Genomic DNA, 14,932 nt, shown 5'->3' on the forward strand with positions numbered 1-14,932 from the left:
TTGTTAACCCTATCGTTGAAATAAATCGGCTCAAGTCAAGGGGCTGGACGAAATAGTCTATCTTTGCGGCAGCAGGTCCAGGTTGCGCGCGGCGGCGATCGCGCGGATGCGGTCGGGCCGCGGCATGTTCTTGATCGCGATTTCGGCGATATCGCCGGCACTGAACAGCTCGACATGGCCGACGCCGAAGATGCGCTGGCCCAGGCTTTGGGTGATGCGCACCGACCGAATGGAGGACAGCGCGACCTCGGTCCGCTGCTTGGCCAGCAATCCGCGCTCCATCAGCACTTCGCGCTCGCTCAGCGCCAGTCGTTCGCCCTTGTGCAGCACCCACCAGATCGCGATCGCGACGATGCCGACCACCGAAACCAGCAGCAGCAGGAACAGGACGGGATGCGCCCGGAACATCGCAGGATGCTCGTCATACAACCAGGTATCGCTCACGCCGCCTCCGTCGCTACAGCCCGCCGACTTGACCATGGCCCGGCCGATCCGTCAACCGGCCAGTCCGTGAGGCCGCACGCCGTTGCAGAGCGGCGCTCCGGCTGGTTAACCGAAATTTTCCATAAGCGATGGTAAAGCATCCGCTCCATTTGGGATGCACCATGGCACGCAATCTGTACGACGTCGGCGATCGCCACCCGGATGACGCCGGCGCCTGGCTGAACGACAAGCAGGAACAGCGCACGCGCGTCGTCCCGATCGGCCTGCTCCTTGCCGCGCTCGGCATCGCCGGGGCCGTGGCGTTGCTCATCGCACATATTCTGCCCGCCCCCGGCGACGCCGCGAAAGACGTCGCCGCGCCCACCAGCATCAACGCACGGTTCGCGCTGTGCGACGACGTCCGGGGCGACGCCTGCATCCTGTCCGCCAACGCCTATGCCTGGCGCGGCACACGCTATCATCTCTCCGACATCAGCGTCCCCAGCGACACCGCCCCCCGCTGCTCGGCCGAAGCCGCGCGCGCGCAAAAGGGCCGCGCCGCGCTGGCCGCGATGCTGAACGGCGGCGCGTTCGAGGCCCGGCCCGACGCCGCCGATCCCGATCCCTCCGCCCGGCTGCTGCTGCGCGACGGCGTGTCGATCGGCCAGTTGATGATCCTTAAGGGCCATGCCAGGGCTTGGTCGCGCAACCCGATCGACTGGTGCGCGTCCTGATCGCCATATTTTCGCCGCTCTGCATATACCAGTACGGGATATTTATGCGGACCTGCAAGCAACGCATTGCTCCGCCATCGACTATGCGCCCCGCCGCCGATGGGGCGGCCCCGGTCGCGCGGTATCCCGATTGCAGGGCAATCCCACCGGTGCGGCTGGACGCCCGAGAGCCTTCATCCCCCCGGCGCAGAAAAAGAGGTTGGATCGATGCCGGGCCAGTCGGCTACGGGCTAGAGACAGATAGGGGATACAGTATCTTCCCCTCTCATGCGCTCCTTATTTGCCATTGGGAAATATGGCGCTAAAACAAGAGAACCGGGTCGAAGGTAGAGGGTCGTGACGAGCAATAACGCTAATCCTCACCATTATAGTCTCAGCGACGGCGATCTGAAGAGATCCGTAGACGAAGCTTGCGCCAACGACTTGTCGATCGAGCTTCCAGTTCGTTTTATCGTAGAGCTGTCTGTAGCTCCGGACATCGATACCATTATGCAAGTGATAGCGCGCTGGTCGCGCGCGATTTTCCGTGCCGATCGCGTAACAATCGCTCTGCCGGTTGACGCTACGCATCTTCGCCTGGTGGCCATGGAGGGGAATGACGCCATTCCTTTGGACATGCCGGTCCCTATTGCCGGCACGATGGTCGGACGCGTCTTTGCGCAGGGGAAAGCAGAAATATGCCCCGACCTCACCTTATCGGAGGATTGGGACTGTAAAATGCTGACCAGCAAGGGGCTGCAGTCATGCCTGGATGTTCCCTTGCTGAGCGGGTCGCGCTGCTTTGGCACAATCAACATCGGTCATTGCCATAGGAATGCGCAGGATGTGGCGGACCTGATACGATTACAGGCTATGGCCCATTGGGTGGCGTCGTCGCTCCGCATTCATCATCAGGTGGACGAAATGCGGACATTGGCGGATATTGATCCGCTGACCGGCGCCCTGAACAGGCGCGCATTTGCTCGAAAATTCGCGGCCATGTCGGCCGACTGGGACGCCCGCGGCGACCCGAAAAAGGCGCAGCTGGGCATCGCCATGATCGATCTCGATCATTTTAAGGCCATCAACGACCGCTATGGACATTCCGCCGGGGACAGGGTGCTCATCCGTGTCAAGGAAGCCTTGGCGGACAGTTGCCGCGATGGCGATTTGATCGCAAGAATGGGAGGGGAGGAATTTTGTGTAGCGATACCCGATATCAGCCAGCCGGGAATGCTGACTGTGCTCGACCGTTTCACAAAAGCCATAGAATCCGTCTATATTCCCGAGGCGGACCAGCATATCAACGTTACGGCCAGCATCGGCGCGCTGCTGGTGCAGAGTAAAATGGACGATCAGGACAAGCTATTGTCCCTGGTGGATGGGATGATGTACCGCGCCAAGGAATCCGGTCGAAACAGGGTTCTCTTTTACCAATAGTCAGGATTGCGTCGGACTTTGCTCGTGACGCCAATCCTCAACCTTCTTGCAACCGCGGAAGCATGAAACCGCGCTGTTGAAGCATCATTTTCCTGCGGCGGTGTCGAAATTCGGCGCTCCCGCCCGTCCCCTGACCGCCGCCAGCACCTCGCCCGCCAACCGCGCATAGTCGGCGCAGGCGCGTTGCATCGCGGCCTCGGCGCCCTCCCCGCGCAGGCGTCCGAAACAATGGCGGTTCTGCGCCGCGCGCATTTCGCGCAACCGCGCGCGCGCGTCCATCGCCAGCCCCAGTTGCGGCCCGGTGCGCCGCCAGGCCTCGGCCGCGCTATAGATGCGCCGGCCCGGATGCACGCCCGGATCGCCCCCGGCCGCCGCGCCCAGCCGGTGGACCCGCCCCGCCTCCACGATCAGGTCGGTCAGGAACAGGTCCAGTTCGCGCAAACCGTTGCCGATCAACTTGGCCGGCATGGCGTCGCGCCGTCGCCCCGCCGCGTCGGGACAGGTGCCCAGCGACAGGCCATTGGCCAGAAACGCCGCCGCCCGCTCGATCCGAGCGACCTGCCCGGCCAGCCCATTGTCCGGTTGACCCTTGCCGGTCAACGGCCCGGACGTTGCGCCGTCACAGGACAAGATCGTTCCCGTTCAACGGCGGGACGATCCTGCGGCGCGGCGGTCGTTCATGGGATCAGCTTTCGTCGCCCATGCGCAGCGCGGCGATGAAGGCTTCCTGCGGAATCTGCACGCTGCCATATTCGCGCATCCGCTTCTTGCCTTCCTTCTGCTTGTCGAGCAGCTTCTTCTTGCGGCTGATGTCGCCGCCATAGCATTTGGCGGTCACATCCTTGCGCATCGCCGCGATCGTCTCGCGCGCGATCACCTTGCCGCCGATCGCCGCCTGGATCGGGATCTTGAACAGATGGCGCGGGATCAGGTCTTTCAGCCGCTCGCACATGCCGCGCCCGCGCAATTCGGCGGTGCCGCGATGGACGATCATGCTAAGCGCATCGACCGGCTCTGAATTGACCATGATGCTCATCTTGACCAGATCGCCCTCGCGATAGCCGATCTGGTGATAGTCGAAGCTGGCATAACCCCGGCTGATGGACTTCAGGCGATCGTAGAAGTCGAACACCACTTCGTTGAGCGGCAGTTCATAGGTCACCTGCGCGCGGCCGCCGACATAGGTCAGGTTCTTCTGAATGCCGCGCCGATCCTGGCACAGTTTCAGGATGGAGCCGAGATATTCGTCGGGGCAATAGATGATCGCCTCGATCCACGGCTCCTCGATCTCGTCGATCTTGGTGGGATCGGGCATGTCGGCCGGATTGTGCAGCTCGATCTCGCCCGCGCCATAGGTGAGCTGGATTTTGTACACCACCGACGGCGCGGTGGTGATGAGGTCCAGATCATATTCGCGGGTCAGTCGCTCCTGAATGATCTCCAGATGGAGCAGGCCCAGGAATCCGCAGCGGAAGCCAAAGCCCAGCGCCGCGCTGCTCTCCATCTCGAAGGAGAAGCTGGCATCATTGAGCCGCAGCTTGCTGATGCTGTCGCGCAGCTTGTCGAAGTCGTTGGCATCCACCGGGAACAGGCCGCAGAACACCACCGGCTGCACTTCCTTGAAGCCCGGCAACGGCTTGGCCGCCGGGTTCTTGACCGTGGTGATGGTGTCGCCGACGCGGGTCTGGCTGATATCCTTGATCTGCGCGGTGATGAAGCCGATCTCGCCCGGCCCCAGTTCGGGCAGTTGCTCGATCTTGGGCCGCATGCAGCCGACGCGGTCGACCAGATGTTCGGTGCCGCCGATCATGAACTTGACGTTCTGGCCCTTCTTGATGACGCCGTTCATCACGCGCACCAGGATGACGACGCCCAGATAGGGATCGTACCAGCTATCGACCAGCATCGCTTCCAGCGGCGCGTCGCGGTCGCCCTTGGGCGGCGGGATCTTCTTGACGATCGCTTCCAATATATCGTCGATGCCGATGCCCGACTTCGCGCTGGCCAGCACCGCCTCGGACGCGTCGAGGCCGATCACCTCCTCGATTTCCGCGCGCACCTTTTCCGGTTCGGCGGCGGGCAGGTCGATCTTGTTCAGCACCGGCACGATCTCGTGGTCATGCTCGATCGACTGATAGACATTGGCCAGCGTCTGCGCCTCCACGCCCTGCGCGGCGTCCACGACCAGCAGCGCGCCCTCGCACGCGGCCAGGCTGCGCGACACCTCATAGGCGAAGTCGACATGGCCCGGCGTGTCCATCAGGTTCAGCTCATAGGTCTCGCCATTTTTGGCAACATAGTCGAGCCGGACCGTCTGGGCCTTGATGGTGATGCCGCGCTCCCTCTCGATGTCCATGTTATCAAGAACTTGCGCGCTCATCTCGCGGTCTGTCAGGCCGCCGGTGCGCTGGATCAGGCGGTCGGCGAGCGTCGACTTGCCATGGTCGATATGGGCAATGATCGAGAAGTTACGGATATGGCTGAGATCGGTCATTGCGCGCCGATAGCAGCAGTTGCGCCCCCTGTCAGCAGGATCGCGCACAGGATGACAAAGCCCGTCATCCATGGCCCACATTGCTTGGAAGCGTCCCTGCCCTGTGATACGCTTTCGCAAAAGACGGGGCGCACGACATTTTCTCGATCAAGCAACAAACGGGGTTCTTGAAATGCGTGGATTGAACAAGCTGACGGCGGCCATGGTCTGCCTGGCCATGGCGACGCCGCAAGCGATCGCAGCGGACAAGGGATCGTCGGGTCGCCAGGCCCAGACCAGGAAGCAGATGGAAATTCCCCGCTGCACCAAGCGCCTTGGCACCGTCGCCATCGTCGAGCCGGACAATCAATGGTGGCGCGAACTGAACCTGGGCAGCCCGGAAGCGATCATCAAGCTGTTCGTCCAGCAGTCCGGTTGTTTCGGCATCGTCAATCGCGGCCGGTCGATGGCGAGCCGCAACATGGAACGCGCCATGGCGGATTCGGGCGAATTGCAGGCCGGGTCGAACCTGGGCAAGGGCCAGGTCAAGGCGGCGGACTATTTCATCCAGCCCGATATCGTCACCACCAACAAGAATAGCGGCGGCAACGCCATTGGCGGTCTGGTCGGCGGCTTCCTGGGCGGGCGTACGCTGGGCGCGCTGGCGGGCGGCATCTCGGTCAAGAAGAGCGAGGCCAATGTCATGCTCTCCGTCGTCAACGCCCGCACCACCGAGGAAGAAGTGATGGCCGAGGGCTATTTCCGCAAGTCGGACCTGAGCTTCGGCGGTGGCGGCGGCCTCGGCTGGATGGGCGGCCTCGCCGCGGTCGGGGGTGGCGGCTACCAGAATACCGATATCGGTCAGGTGATCGTGCTGGCCTATCTGGATGCCTATACCAAGATGGTGACGCAGATGGGCGGTCTGCCCGAAAATGCGGCTGCCGCGGCGCCTGTCGCGCAATAAGGCGATAGCGCAGCTATAAGACGGGGCGCGGCCGGCGACGGCGGCGCCCTTTTTGTTCAGCCCTCGCTGGTCACCGCACTCGTCGTGGCCAATTGGGCCTCGCGGCGGCGCTTCCACCAGGCAATGATCGCTTCGCCGACGGGCCGCTCCACCACCCGGTTGATGACCGTGCCCAATGTCAGCGCCACGGTAAAGGCGGCGGCAAAGCCGAGCCACGGACTGTAGCCCGCCCTGGCGAACTCCAGCATGACGACGAAACCGACATGCTGGTGGATCAGATAGAAGCTGTAGCTGATCCCTCCCAGCCACAAGAGCGGACGCAGGCTGAGGAAGCGCAAATATCCATGGATCAGCGCGAGGTAGGTGATCATCAGGACACAGCCTACGATCGTCACGTCCCACGTCTCCATGGTCGCGATCGACAGCAGCGCGAGCGCCGCATAGGGGGCCTGCTGGATCAACGTCCGCTGACCTGACCAGAGGCGATAGGCCAGCATCCCGATCACGAAGAAGGGCGTGTAGCGCAGCACCAGCAGCATGATGATTCGTTCCGGCATGTCCGGCCACAGCCAGAACAGCCAGCGCACCGCCAGCCAGAACGCCAGCACCGGTTCCAGCCGCCGGATGCCGAAGAACTTCCAGATCGCGATCATGCAGAAATAGAAGGCGATCTCGACCGTCAGTGTCCAATAGGCGCCATCCACCTCCGGCATGAAGGCGAAGCCCTGGAGCATCGTGAAATTGGCGAGGATCGCGACCGGGCCGACCAGCAACTGCGTCGCCTGCGCCAGATATTCGATCCCAAGCGTCAGCAGCATCGCCACCAGATAGGCGGGATAGAGACGGGCGAAGCGATTGACGATGAAGTCGGCGACGGTACGGATGCGATCGAGCGTGAAGAAAATCGCGAAGCCCGAAATAGTAAAGAACAGCAGCACGCGATAATTGCCGCCGGGAAAGCTGAACGGCACATGCGAGGCTTGCGGAAACAGTTCGTGGAAGCGGGTCGAATAATGGAAAATCAGCACGCATAGCGCGCCGATCCCGCGTAAAGCGTCCAATTCCGTCAAGCGGCCACGAGCGCGCAGCGATCCGTCCATGCGCCTCCATAGCAACAGCGGAGCAATGAATCTGCTACGATCATGGTTAATAGGCCCGGCCGATGCGCTTTTCTTTGCTGTTTTCTTTCCCGACAGGTTCGATCGGCCGCGTCGCGCCACGCGGCTCAGGGCGCAGGCGCTTCCGCCGCCCTTTTCAACCCCTGCAACTGCTCATCCAGCACCCGATCAACCAACGGCGCAATCCGGGCCGGAGGCGTACGCAGATAGCCCCCCACCACATAGGTCATGCGGACCTTCGTCCCCTTCCCCGCCGGCGTGAGCACAAGGTCGAGCGTGCCGGTCGCCGCATCGGCCTGCAAAGGCCCCAGCGCGCCGGACAGGCGCAATTGCCGCCCCGGCGCGACATAGATGACGCGCCCATGCTCGACCGACCCCGACGCCCCGCCTGCCGCCGGGATCGTCTCGCAGAAGCAGCCGCCGGCGCGGGCATCCACGGTCATATTGGTCGAATCGCCGCTATAGCTGTGGCTGTCACTCCACCAGCGGCCCGGCGTCAGCAGCAGTGCATAGACGGCATGGGCGTCGGCTGCGATCTCGATGCTGCTTTCGATGACGAAACCGACATCGCCGGTGGCCGTAACGGCAGAATGGGCCGGGGCGGCCATCGCCGCACCAGCCCATCCCAATAATGTGATAATGCGCATATCCGCCCTCCCCTCGTCCGAAGGGCGGACACTAGCTCAGGCCGCGTCGCCGTCCAATATGGCCGCGATCGCCGCGCTCACCTCGCCCATATCGGCCATGCCGTCCACCCGCGACACGATATCGCGCGCTTCGTAGATCGGCAGGATCGGCGCGGTCTTCGCGCGATATTCGGCCATGCGCGTACGCACGGTGTCCTCATTATCGTCCGGCCGGCGCTTGAATTCGTGACCGCCGCATTTGTCGCACGTGTCTTCGACCTTGGGCTTGTGGAACAGGTCGTGATAGCCCGCGCCACAGGTGCCGCAGGTGAAGCGACCGGTGATCCGCTCGACCAGCGCATCCTCGTCCACTTCCAGCTCGATCACATGGTCGAGCGTGCGGCTGCGATCCGACAATATGGTGTCGAGCGAATGGGCCTGCGCCTCGGTCCGCGGATAGCCGTCGAAAATGACGCCCGTCTCGGGCGCCAGCGCGTCGAGCGCCTCGCCGATGATGCCGGACACCACTTCGTCGGGAACCAGCGCGCCGGATTCCATCAGCGCCTTGGCCTGAAGCCCGACCGGCGTTCCGGCCTTCACCGCAGCGCGCAGCATGTCCCCCGTGGACAGTTGCACCATGCCGCGTTGCTCGACCAGTCGGCTCGCCTGCGTTCCCTTGCCGGCCCCCGGCGGGCCAAGCAGAATGATGTTCATTGCGCGCATACTCCCCTGTTGTGCGCCCTATCTGTGGTCGCCTAGCGCAGGCGACCCTTGAGCTTCGCCTTCTTGATCAGGTCGCCATATTGGTGAGCGAGCAGATGGCTTTGAATCTGGGTCACGGTGTCCACCGTAACATTGACGACGATCAACAGGCTAGTCCCACCAAGGTAGAAGGGAATGCCCGCCCGCGCGATGGCGAATTCCGGCACCAGACAGATGAAGGCCAGATAGGCCGCGCCGATGACGGTGATGCGCGTCAGCACATAATCCAGATAATTTTCGGTATTCTTGCCCGGACGAATACCGGGAATGAAGCCGCCATTGCGCTTGAGGTTATCGGCCGTCTCTTCGGGATTGAACACCACGGCAGTGTAGAAGAAGCAGAAGAAGACGATCCCCAGACCATAGAGCCCCATATAGACCGGGCTGCCATGCGACAGATACTGGTTCAGCGTCAGGACGAAATCGCCCCACTTGCTTTCGCCCGCCACGGTCTGGCCCGCAAATTGCGAGATGGTCAACGGCATCAGCAACAGCGAGCTGGCGAAGATCGGCGGGATGACGCCCGCGGTATTGACCTTGAGCGGCAGATGGCTGCGGTCGGCCTGCATCAGGCCCTGGCGGGTCTGGCGCTTGGGATATTGGATCAGCACCCGGCGCTGCGCCCGCTCCATGAAGCAGATCAGCAGAATCAGGCCCAGCGCCATCACCATGACGAACATGATGAGCAGGCCGGAGATCGAGCCTTCGCTACCCGACTTGAACAGGTTGCTGAGCGTCACAGGCAACTGGGCGACGATGCCCGCCATGATGATGAGCGACACGCCGTTGCCGATCCCGCGCGACGTGATCTGTTCGCCCAGCCACATCAGGAACATGGTGCCGCCGATCAGCGACACGACCGCGGTCAGGCGGAACAGCAGGCCCGGTTCGATCACCGCCGCGACACCCGACTGGGCGCCGAAGCTTTCAAGGCCCACGGCGATGAAATAGCCCTGCACCGCGGTCAGGCCCACGGTGCCATAGCGCGTCCACTGGTTCAGTTTCTTGCGGCCGCTTTCGCCTTCCTTCTTGATCGCCGCGAGTTGCGGCGAGAGGCTGGCGCCGAGCTGCACCACGATCGACGCGGTGATATAGGGCATCACGCCCAGCGCGATCAAGCTCATGCGCGACAGCGACCCACCCGAGAAGGTGTTGAAGATGTCGAGGATGCCGCCATTGGTCTGGCTGTAGAGCTGCGACAGGGCGGTCGGATCGACGCCGGGCAGCGGCACGAAGCTGAGGAAACGGAAGACGATCAAGGCGCCCAGCGTGAACCACAGGCGCTTCTTGAGGTCGGTCGCCTGGCTGAACTTTGCGAGGCTGAGATTGGATGCGAGCTGGTCGGCTCTCGATGCCATGGTGGCTGCCCTTCAAATCACTCTTGCCGGGGTATCAAGCCCCGGAGCGGAATCGCTCATCCCTTAGCGGGACGGGTCCGGCGTGTCGAACGGGGAGTTGTCGCCGGTGCGACAAATGGATTCCCCCCGATACGCATGACCCCGCCAACCCATATCGGGCAGCGGGGCCGCGCTTGCAAGTCTGCGAAAGGCGGATCAGCCCTTCTGGGCGGCCTTCTTGGCGGCCAGGGTAGTGCCCTTCTTGGCCTTGGCCTTGTCCGCCGCCGGAACGACTTCGATCACGTCAACCTTGCCACCGGCCTTTTCGACCGCCTCGATCGCGCTCTTCGACGCGCCGGCGACCAGGAAGCTGACCTTGGCGGTCAGTTCGCCCTTGGCGAGCAGACGGACGCCATCCTTGCCGCCACGGGTCAGGTTGGCGGCGTTCAGCGCCGCCTGATCGATGGTTGCAGCCGCGTCCAGCTTGCCGGCGTCGATCGCCTTCTGCACCGCGCCCAGGTTCACGATCGCATAATCGCTGGCGAAGATGTTGTTGAAGCCGCGCTTCGGGATGCGCATGTGGAGCGGCATCTGGCCACCCTCGAAGCCGTTGATGGCGACGCCCGAGCGCGCCTTGGCGCCCTTCTGGCCGCGACCAGCGGTCTTGCCCTTGCCCGAGCCGATGCCGCGTCCGACGCGCATACGGCCCTTGCGGGCGCCATCATTGTCACGGATGTCATTGAGTTTCATATCGTGCACTCGCTTTCGCTTGGTTCGCGCTGAATTGGGAAGCGCGGCCCATAGCGGGATGCGGGAGGCTTGTCACCCCCTAATGCGTAAGGATGGCCAGGCCGTCGCCAGCATCGCAACCGGCGGGACGGCGTTGGGGCATGGCCGCTTAACTTCGCACATTTCCCGCCCATTCAGACATTTCATGGCGAGAATAGGCTATTATCTTGCGCCTCTGCTTGCGCCCTTTGCATCCATCGCCACGCCAGTTTGCCATGGCCGAGCGTTGTAGGACAGCGCGCAAGCAACCGACGACGCCGCCAAAAAGGAAAGGGCCAATTCGCGAACGCGAACCGGCCCTTTTCAATCTTGCCGCAGGGCGAAGGGTTTAGCCTTCGACCACCGCCACCATGTGCGGCAGCTTCTTGATCGCACCGCGGACTTCCGCCGTGTCTTCAAGCTCCACCACGCGGTGCATCTTGCCCAGGCCCAGGCCGATCAGAATCTTCTTCTGGTCGGCGGGGCGACGGATCGGCGAACCGATCTGCTTGATCTTGATTTTCGCCATGTCGCTTACTCCACAATCGCGTCGGCGTCAGCCGCCGCGACTTCGACCGAAGCGCCACCGCGACGAAGCAGGTCGGCGACCTTCTTGCCGCGACGCTGCGCCACCGACTTGGGGCTGGTCTGCTCGACCAGCGCCGCGAAGGTCGCACGGATCATGTTATAGGGGTTCGACGTGCCGTTCGACTTGGTCACGACGTCCGCGACGCCGAGGCTTTCGAACACGGCGCGCATCGGACCGCCGGCGATGATACCCGTACCGGCCGGGGCCGAACGGACCGTCACCTTGCCGGCGCCGAAATGGCCGAGACCGTCATGATGCAGCGTGCGGCCTTCCTTCAGCGGAACGCGGACCATCGCCTTCTTGGCGGCGGCAGTCGCCTTGCTGATGGCTTCCGGCACTTCGCGTGCCTTGCCATGACCGAAGCCCGCACGGCCCTTGCCGTCGCCGACGACGACCAGAGCCGCGAAACCGAAGCGCTTACCGCCCTTGACGGTCTTCGAGACGCGGTTGATGTGAACCAGCTTCTCGATCAGTTCTTCGCCCTGATCCTCATCGCGGTTGCCGCCACGACGATCGTCGCGACGGCCACGGCCGCCACGCTCGCCACGGTTGCGATCATTGCCGCCACCGCCGCCGCGGTTGCCACGGCCACGGCCGGGACCACGACCTTCGGTCGGTGCAGTCGCTTCGGCGCCCTCGACGGGTGCGACGACTTCGTTGGTGTTTTCGTCAGCCATGATCAGAACTCCAGCCCGGCTTCACGGGCCGCATCGGCCAGCGCCTTGACGCGGCCATGGAACAGGAAGCCACCACGGTCGAACACGACGCGGGTGACGCCGGCAGCGGTCGCCGCGGCGGCGACGCGCTTGCCGACATCGGCAGCCGCTTCGGACGTGGCGCCGGTCTTGCCGCGCACGTCCTTGTCCAGGGTCGATGCGGCGGCAACGGTCTTGCCCTGCGCGTCATCGATGACCTGGGCGTAGATGTGACGGCCCGAACGGTGAACGCTGAGGCGCGGGCGGGTGCCCGAAACAGCCTTGAGCGCGGTGCGAACGCGGCGACGACGCCGCGCGAAGAGGGAAAGCTTTGCCATCTTACTTCTTCTTCCCTTCCTTGCGGAAGATGAATTCGCCGGCGTATTTGATACCCTTGCCCTTATAGGGTTCGGGCTTGCGCCAGCGACGGATCTCGGCCGCTACCTGACCGACCTGCTGCTTGTCGATGCCGCTGATCTCGACCGTGGTGTTATCCGGGGTCTTGATCTCGATCCCGTCGGGGATCGCGAAATCGACGTCATGGCTGTAGCCAAGCTGCAGCTTCAGGTTCTTGCCCTGCGAGTTGGCGCGGTAGCCGACACCGGTGATGAGCAGCTTCTTGGAGAAGCCCTCGGTCACGCCGGTGATCAGGTTCTGCACCAGCGTCCGCTGCATACCCCAGAAGGCGCGCGCCTGCTTGGTCTTGTTGGCCGGCTGCACGGAGATGCCGTCATTTTCCAGCGTGTAGCTGATCTCGTCGCGCATCTGCAGGGCCAGCGTCCCCTTGGGACCCTTGACCGACAGCTGCCCGCCTTCGATGGTTGCGGTCACCCCTGCGGGGATCGCGACCGGCTTTTTACCGATGCGGCTCATTAGAACACCTCCGCCAGCACTTCGCCGCCGACATTCTGTTCGCGCGCTTCGGCGTCGGACAGAACACCGCGAGGCGTCGAGACAATGGTGATGCCCAGGCCGTTGCGAATCACCGGAAGTTCCTTGGAACCCGAATAGACGCGGCGGCCAGGCTTGGACACGCGGGCGACATGCTTGATCGCCGGCTGGCCTTCGAAATATTTCAGCTCGATGCGCAGGCCCGGGTGATTGCCGAGGGCTTCCTCGGAATAACCACGGATATAGCCTTCGCGCTGGAGCACGTCGAGCACGCGGGCGCGCAGCTTGGACGCCGGGGACATAACGCTGTCCTTCTTCGCCTGCTGCCCGTTGCGGATGCGGGTGAGCATATCACCCAGGGGATCGGTCAATGCCATCTCAAATGATCCTTACCAGCTCGACTTGGTGACGCCGGGGATCAGGCCCTTGTTGGCCAGATCACGCAGCTGCACGCGGCAGAGGCGGAATTTGCGGTAATAAGCGCGGGGACGCCCCGTCAGTTCGCAGCGGTTCCGAACGCGGGTCGGATTGCCGTTGCGGGGGATCTCCGCCATCTTCAGACGCGCGATCAGACGATCGCTGTCGTCGGCCGCGGTATCATTCGCGATCGCCTTGAGCTTCGCATAGCGGCCGGCATATTTCTTCACCAGCTTCTTGCGGCGCTCGTTCTTGTTGATCGAACTCAGTTTCGCCATGACTTAAGTTCTCTTCCTTAGCTTAAGCGTTGGGAGAGAAGCGGGGCCTTATCAGGCCGCCTGCTTCTCTTCTTCCTGCGGGAAGGGGAAGCCGAAGAGGCGCAGCAGTTCGCGCGCTTCGTCGTCCGTCTTCGCGGTGGTGGTGACGATGATGTCCATGCCGCGCACCTTGTCGACGCGGTCATAGCTGATCTCGGGGAAGATGATCTGCTCCTTGATGCCGAAGGCATAATTGCCACGGCCGTCGAAGCTCTTCGGGTTGAGACCACGGAAGTCGCGCACGCGGGGCAGCGCGATATTGATCATGCGGTCAAGGAATTCATACATGCGCTCGCGGCGCAGTGTGACCTTGGCACCGATCGGCATGCCTTCACGCAGCTTGAACTGCGCGATCGACTTCTTCGCCTTGGTGATGACCGGCTTCTGGCCGGCGATCAGTTCCATTTCCTCGGCGGCCTGCGTGACCTTCTTCTTGTCCTGGGTCGCTTCGCCCACGCCCATGTTGAGCGTGATCTTGTCGATCTTGGGGACTTCCATGACGTTCTTGTAACCGAACTTCTCGGTCATCGCCTTGGCGATTTCAGCGTCATACTGCGCCTTGGAGCGCGGGATATATTTGTCGGCCATTACAGCACCTCACCGGACTTGACGGCGACGCGGACCTTCTTGCCGTCGCGGTCCTCGAAACGGACGCGGGTCGGCTTGCCATCCTTGTCGGCGACAGCGACGTTCGAAATGTGCAGCGGCGCAGCCTTGCGCTCGATGCCACCCTGCGGGTTCGCCTGGTCGGGCTTGCGATGCTTGGCATGCACGTTGATGCCTTCCACCAGGACCTTGTCGTCCTTGGGCATCACCTGCAGGACGGCGCCGGTACGGCCCTTGTCCTTGCCAGCCAGGACGACGATCTTGTCGCCCTTCTTGATCTTAGCAGCGCTCATTACAGCACCTCGGGAGCAAGGCTGATGATCTTCATGTGCTTCTTGGCACGCAGCTCGCGAACGACCGGGCCAAAGATACGGGTGCCGATCGGCTCCTCGTTCTTGTTGATCAGCACAGCGGCGTTGCCGTCGAAACGGATGACCGAACCGTCTGCACGGCGGATATCCTTGGCGGTACGCACGATGACGGCACGATGCACGTCACCCTTCTTCACCTTGCCACGCGGCGCAGCTTCTTTGATCGAGACGACGATGATGTCGCCCACGCCAGCGAAGCGACGCTTCGAGCCGCCCAGCACCTTGATGCACTGGACGCGCTTGGCGCCGCTGTTGTCAGCGACGTCAAGATTGGATTGCATCTGGATCATTGGATCCGGTTCCTTCTTATTTGGCCTACCGGGGCAATTCCCGGCGGTTCCGAATTCATCTGCCTAGAGCCCGGTGACTCTACGCGAAGCGCGGGCCTGTAACCCTTTCCGAAGGAAAAGGCCAGCCCCGCG

General features: G+C 62.9%; 20 protein-coding genes. 3 read left to right on the top strand and 17 right to left on the bottom strand.

The features are described from left to right. Positions 1 to 57: 57 nt before the first annotated feature. Positions 58 to 444: a PH domain-containing protein gene (locus ABT375_RS10065; protein ID WP_224550549.1), complete on the bottom strand. Its 387-nt coding sequence runs from the start codon at positions 442 to 444 to the stop codon at positions 58 to 60. Between the two features lie 161 nt (positions 445 to 605). On the opposite strand from ABT375_RS10065, the gene ABT375_RS10070 reads away from it, so the two are divergent. Both ABT375_RS10070 and ABT375_RS10075 read left to right on the top strand, forming a co-directional pair. Then, positions 606 to 1,157, top strand: coding sequence for a nuclease (locus ABT375_RS10070; RefSeq protein WP_261936151.1), 552 nt, complete (start codon positions 606 to 608; stop codon positions 1,155 to 1,157). 336 nt (positions 1,158 to 1,493) lie between these two features. Further along, a complete protein-coding gene (locus ABT375_RS10075) occupies positions 1,494 to 2,576 on the top strand; it encodes a sensor domain-containing diguanylate cyclase (protein ID WP_261936150.1) in 1,083 nt (360 codons plus the stop codon). Positions 2,577 to 2,660: 84 nt separating this feature from the next. On the opposite strand, the gene ABT375_RS10080 is transcribed toward ABT375_RS10075, so the two are convergent. Together ABT375_RS10080 and lepA are read right to left on the bottom strand one after the other, a co-directional pair. Then, the gene (locus ABT375_RS10080) at positions 2,661 to 3,206 is read right to left on the bottom strand and encodes a hypothetical protein (protein ID WP_224550552.1); all 546 of its coding nucleotides are present in this window, start codon (positions 3,204 to 3,206) and stop codon (positions 2,661 to 2,663) included. A gap of 55 nt (positions 3,207 to 3,261) precedes the next feature. After that, positions 3,262 to 5,070 (bottom strand): translation elongation factor 4, encoded by a 1,809-nt coding sequence (gene lepA, locus ABT375_RS10085; RefSeq protein ID WP_416462342.1) that lies wholly within the window; start codon positions 5,068 to 5,070, stop codon positions 3,262 to 3,264. 172 nt (positions 5,071 to 5,242) lie between these two features. Between lepA and ABT375_RS10090 the strand changes: the two genes are divergently transcribed. Then, positions 5,243 to 6,013, top strand: a complete 771-nt coding sequence (locus tag ABT375_RS10090) for a CsgG/HfaB family protein (RefSeq protein ID WP_224550554.1) — start codon at positions 5,243 to 5,245, stop codon at positions 6,011 to 6,013. A gap of 56 nt (positions 6,014 to 6,069) precedes the next feature. Here ABT375_RS10090 and ABT375_RS10095 read toward each other — a convergent pair whose 3' ends face one another. The 14 genes from ABT375_RS10095 to rplN all read right to left on the bottom strand — a co-directional run bounded on the left by ABT375_RS10095 (position 6,070) and on the right by rplN (position 14,800). After that, on the bottom strand, positions 6,070 to 7,113 hold the full coding sequence (locus ABT375_RS10095; protein ID WP_416462343.1) for an acyltransferase family protein: 1,044 nt from the start codon (positions 7,111 to 7,113) through the stop codon (positions 6,070 to 6,072). 125 nt (positions 7,114 to 7,238) lie between these two features. Then, positions 7,239 to 7,778, bottom strand: a complete 540-nt coding sequence (locus tag ABT375_RS10100; RefSeq protein WP_416462344.1) for an SRPBCC family protein — start codon at positions 7,776 to 7,778, stop codon at positions 7,239 to 7,241. 36 nt (positions 7,779 to 7,814) lie between these two features. Continuing rightward, on the bottom strand, positions 7,815 to 8,471 hold the full coding sequence (locus ABT375_RS10105; protein ID WP_224550557.1) for an adenylate kinase: 657 nt from the start codon (positions 8,469 to 8,471) through the stop codon (positions 7,815 to 7,817). A gap of 41 nt (positions 8,472 to 8,512) precedes the next feature. Beyond that, positions 8,513 to 9,877 (bottom strand): preprotein translocase subunit SecY, encoded by a 1,365-nt coding sequence (gene secY, locus ABT375_RS10110; RefSeq protein ID WP_224550558.1) that lies wholly within the window; start codon positions 9,875 to 9,877, stop codon positions 8,513 to 8,515. A 195-nt stretch (positions 9,878 to 10,072) separates the two neighbouring features. Then, a complete protein-coding gene (gene rplO / locus ABT375_RS10115) occupies positions 10,073 to 10,606 on the bottom strand; it encodes a 50S ribosomal protein L15 (RefSeq protein ID WP_416462345.1) in 534 nt (177 codons plus the stop codon). Between the two features lie 367 nt (positions 10,607 to 10,973). After that, the gene (gene rpmD / locus ABT375_RS10120; protein ID WP_066560520.1) at positions 10,974 to 11,153 is read right to left on the bottom strand and encodes a 50S ribosomal protein L30; all 180 of its coding nucleotides are present in this window, start codon (positions 11,151 to 11,153) and stop codon (positions 10,974 to 10,976) included. Positions 11,154 to 11,158: 5 nt separating this feature from the next. Continuing rightward, positions 11,159 to 11,890 (bottom strand): 30S ribosomal protein S5, encoded by a 732-nt coding sequence (gene rpsE / locus ABT375_RS10125; protein WP_261936146.1) that lies wholly within the window; start codon positions 11,888 to 11,890, stop codon positions 11,159 to 11,161. A 2-nt stretch (positions 11,891 to 11,892) separates the two neighbouring features. Next, a complete protein-coding gene (gene rplR / locus ABT375_RS10130; protein ID WP_066606453.1) occupies positions 11,893 to 12,246 on the bottom strand; it encodes a 50S ribosomal protein L18 in 354 nt (117 codons plus the stop codon). A gap of 1 nt (position 12,247) precedes the next feature. Then, a complete protein-coding gene (gene rplF / locus ABT375_RS10135; RefSeq protein ID WP_066606456.1) occupies positions 12,248 to 12,781 on the bottom strand; it encodes a 50S ribosomal protein L6 in 534 nt (177 codons plus the stop codon). Next, the gene (gene rpsH, locus ABT375_RS10140) at positions 12,781 to 13,176 is read right to left on the bottom strand and encodes a 30S ribosomal protein S8 (RefSeq protein ID WP_224550561.1); all 396 of its coding nucleotides are present in this window, start codon (positions 13,174 to 13,176) and stop codon (positions 12,781 to 12,783) included. The genes rplF and rpsH overlap by 1 nt, the downstream gene beginning before the upstream one ends. A 12-nt stretch (positions 13,177 to 13,188) precedes the next feature. Next, positions 13,189 to 13,494, bottom strand: a complete 306-nt coding sequence (gene rpsN, locus ABT375_RS10145; RefSeq protein WP_007707881.1) for a 30S ribosomal protein S14 — start codon at positions 13,492 to 13,494, stop codon at positions 13,189 to 13,191. Between the two features lie 51 nt (positions 13,495 to 13,545). Then, a complete protein-coding gene (gene rplE / locus ABT375_RS10150; protein WP_224550562.1) occupies positions 13,546 to 14,121 on the bottom strand; it encodes a 50S ribosomal protein L5 in 576 nt (191 codons plus the stop codon). Beyond that, the gene (gene rplX / locus ABT375_RS10155; protein ID WP_416462346.1) at positions 14,121 to 14,432 is read right to left on the bottom strand and encodes a 50S ribosomal protein L24; all 312 of its coding nucleotides are present in this window, start codon (positions 14,430 to 14,432) and stop codon (positions 14,121 to 14,123) included. Before rplX ends, rplE begins: the two co-directional genes overlap by 1 nt. Continuing rightward, on the bottom strand, positions 14,432 to 14,800 hold the full coding sequence (gene rplN / locus ABT375_RS10160; RefSeq protein ID WP_056691686.1) for a 50S ribosomal protein L14: 369 nt from the start codon (positions 14,798 to 14,800) through the stop codon (positions 14,432 to 14,434). The genes rplX and rplN overlap by 1 nt, the downstream gene beginning before the upstream one ends. Positions 14,801 to 14,932: the final 132 nt, after the last annotated feature.

Origin of the sequence: Sphingomonas sp. VDB2 (assembly GCF_047946695.1) — a bacterium.
GTDB lineage: Bacteria > Pseudomonadota > Alphaproteobacteria > Sphingomonadales > Sphingomonadaceae > Sphingobium > Sphingobium bisphenolicum.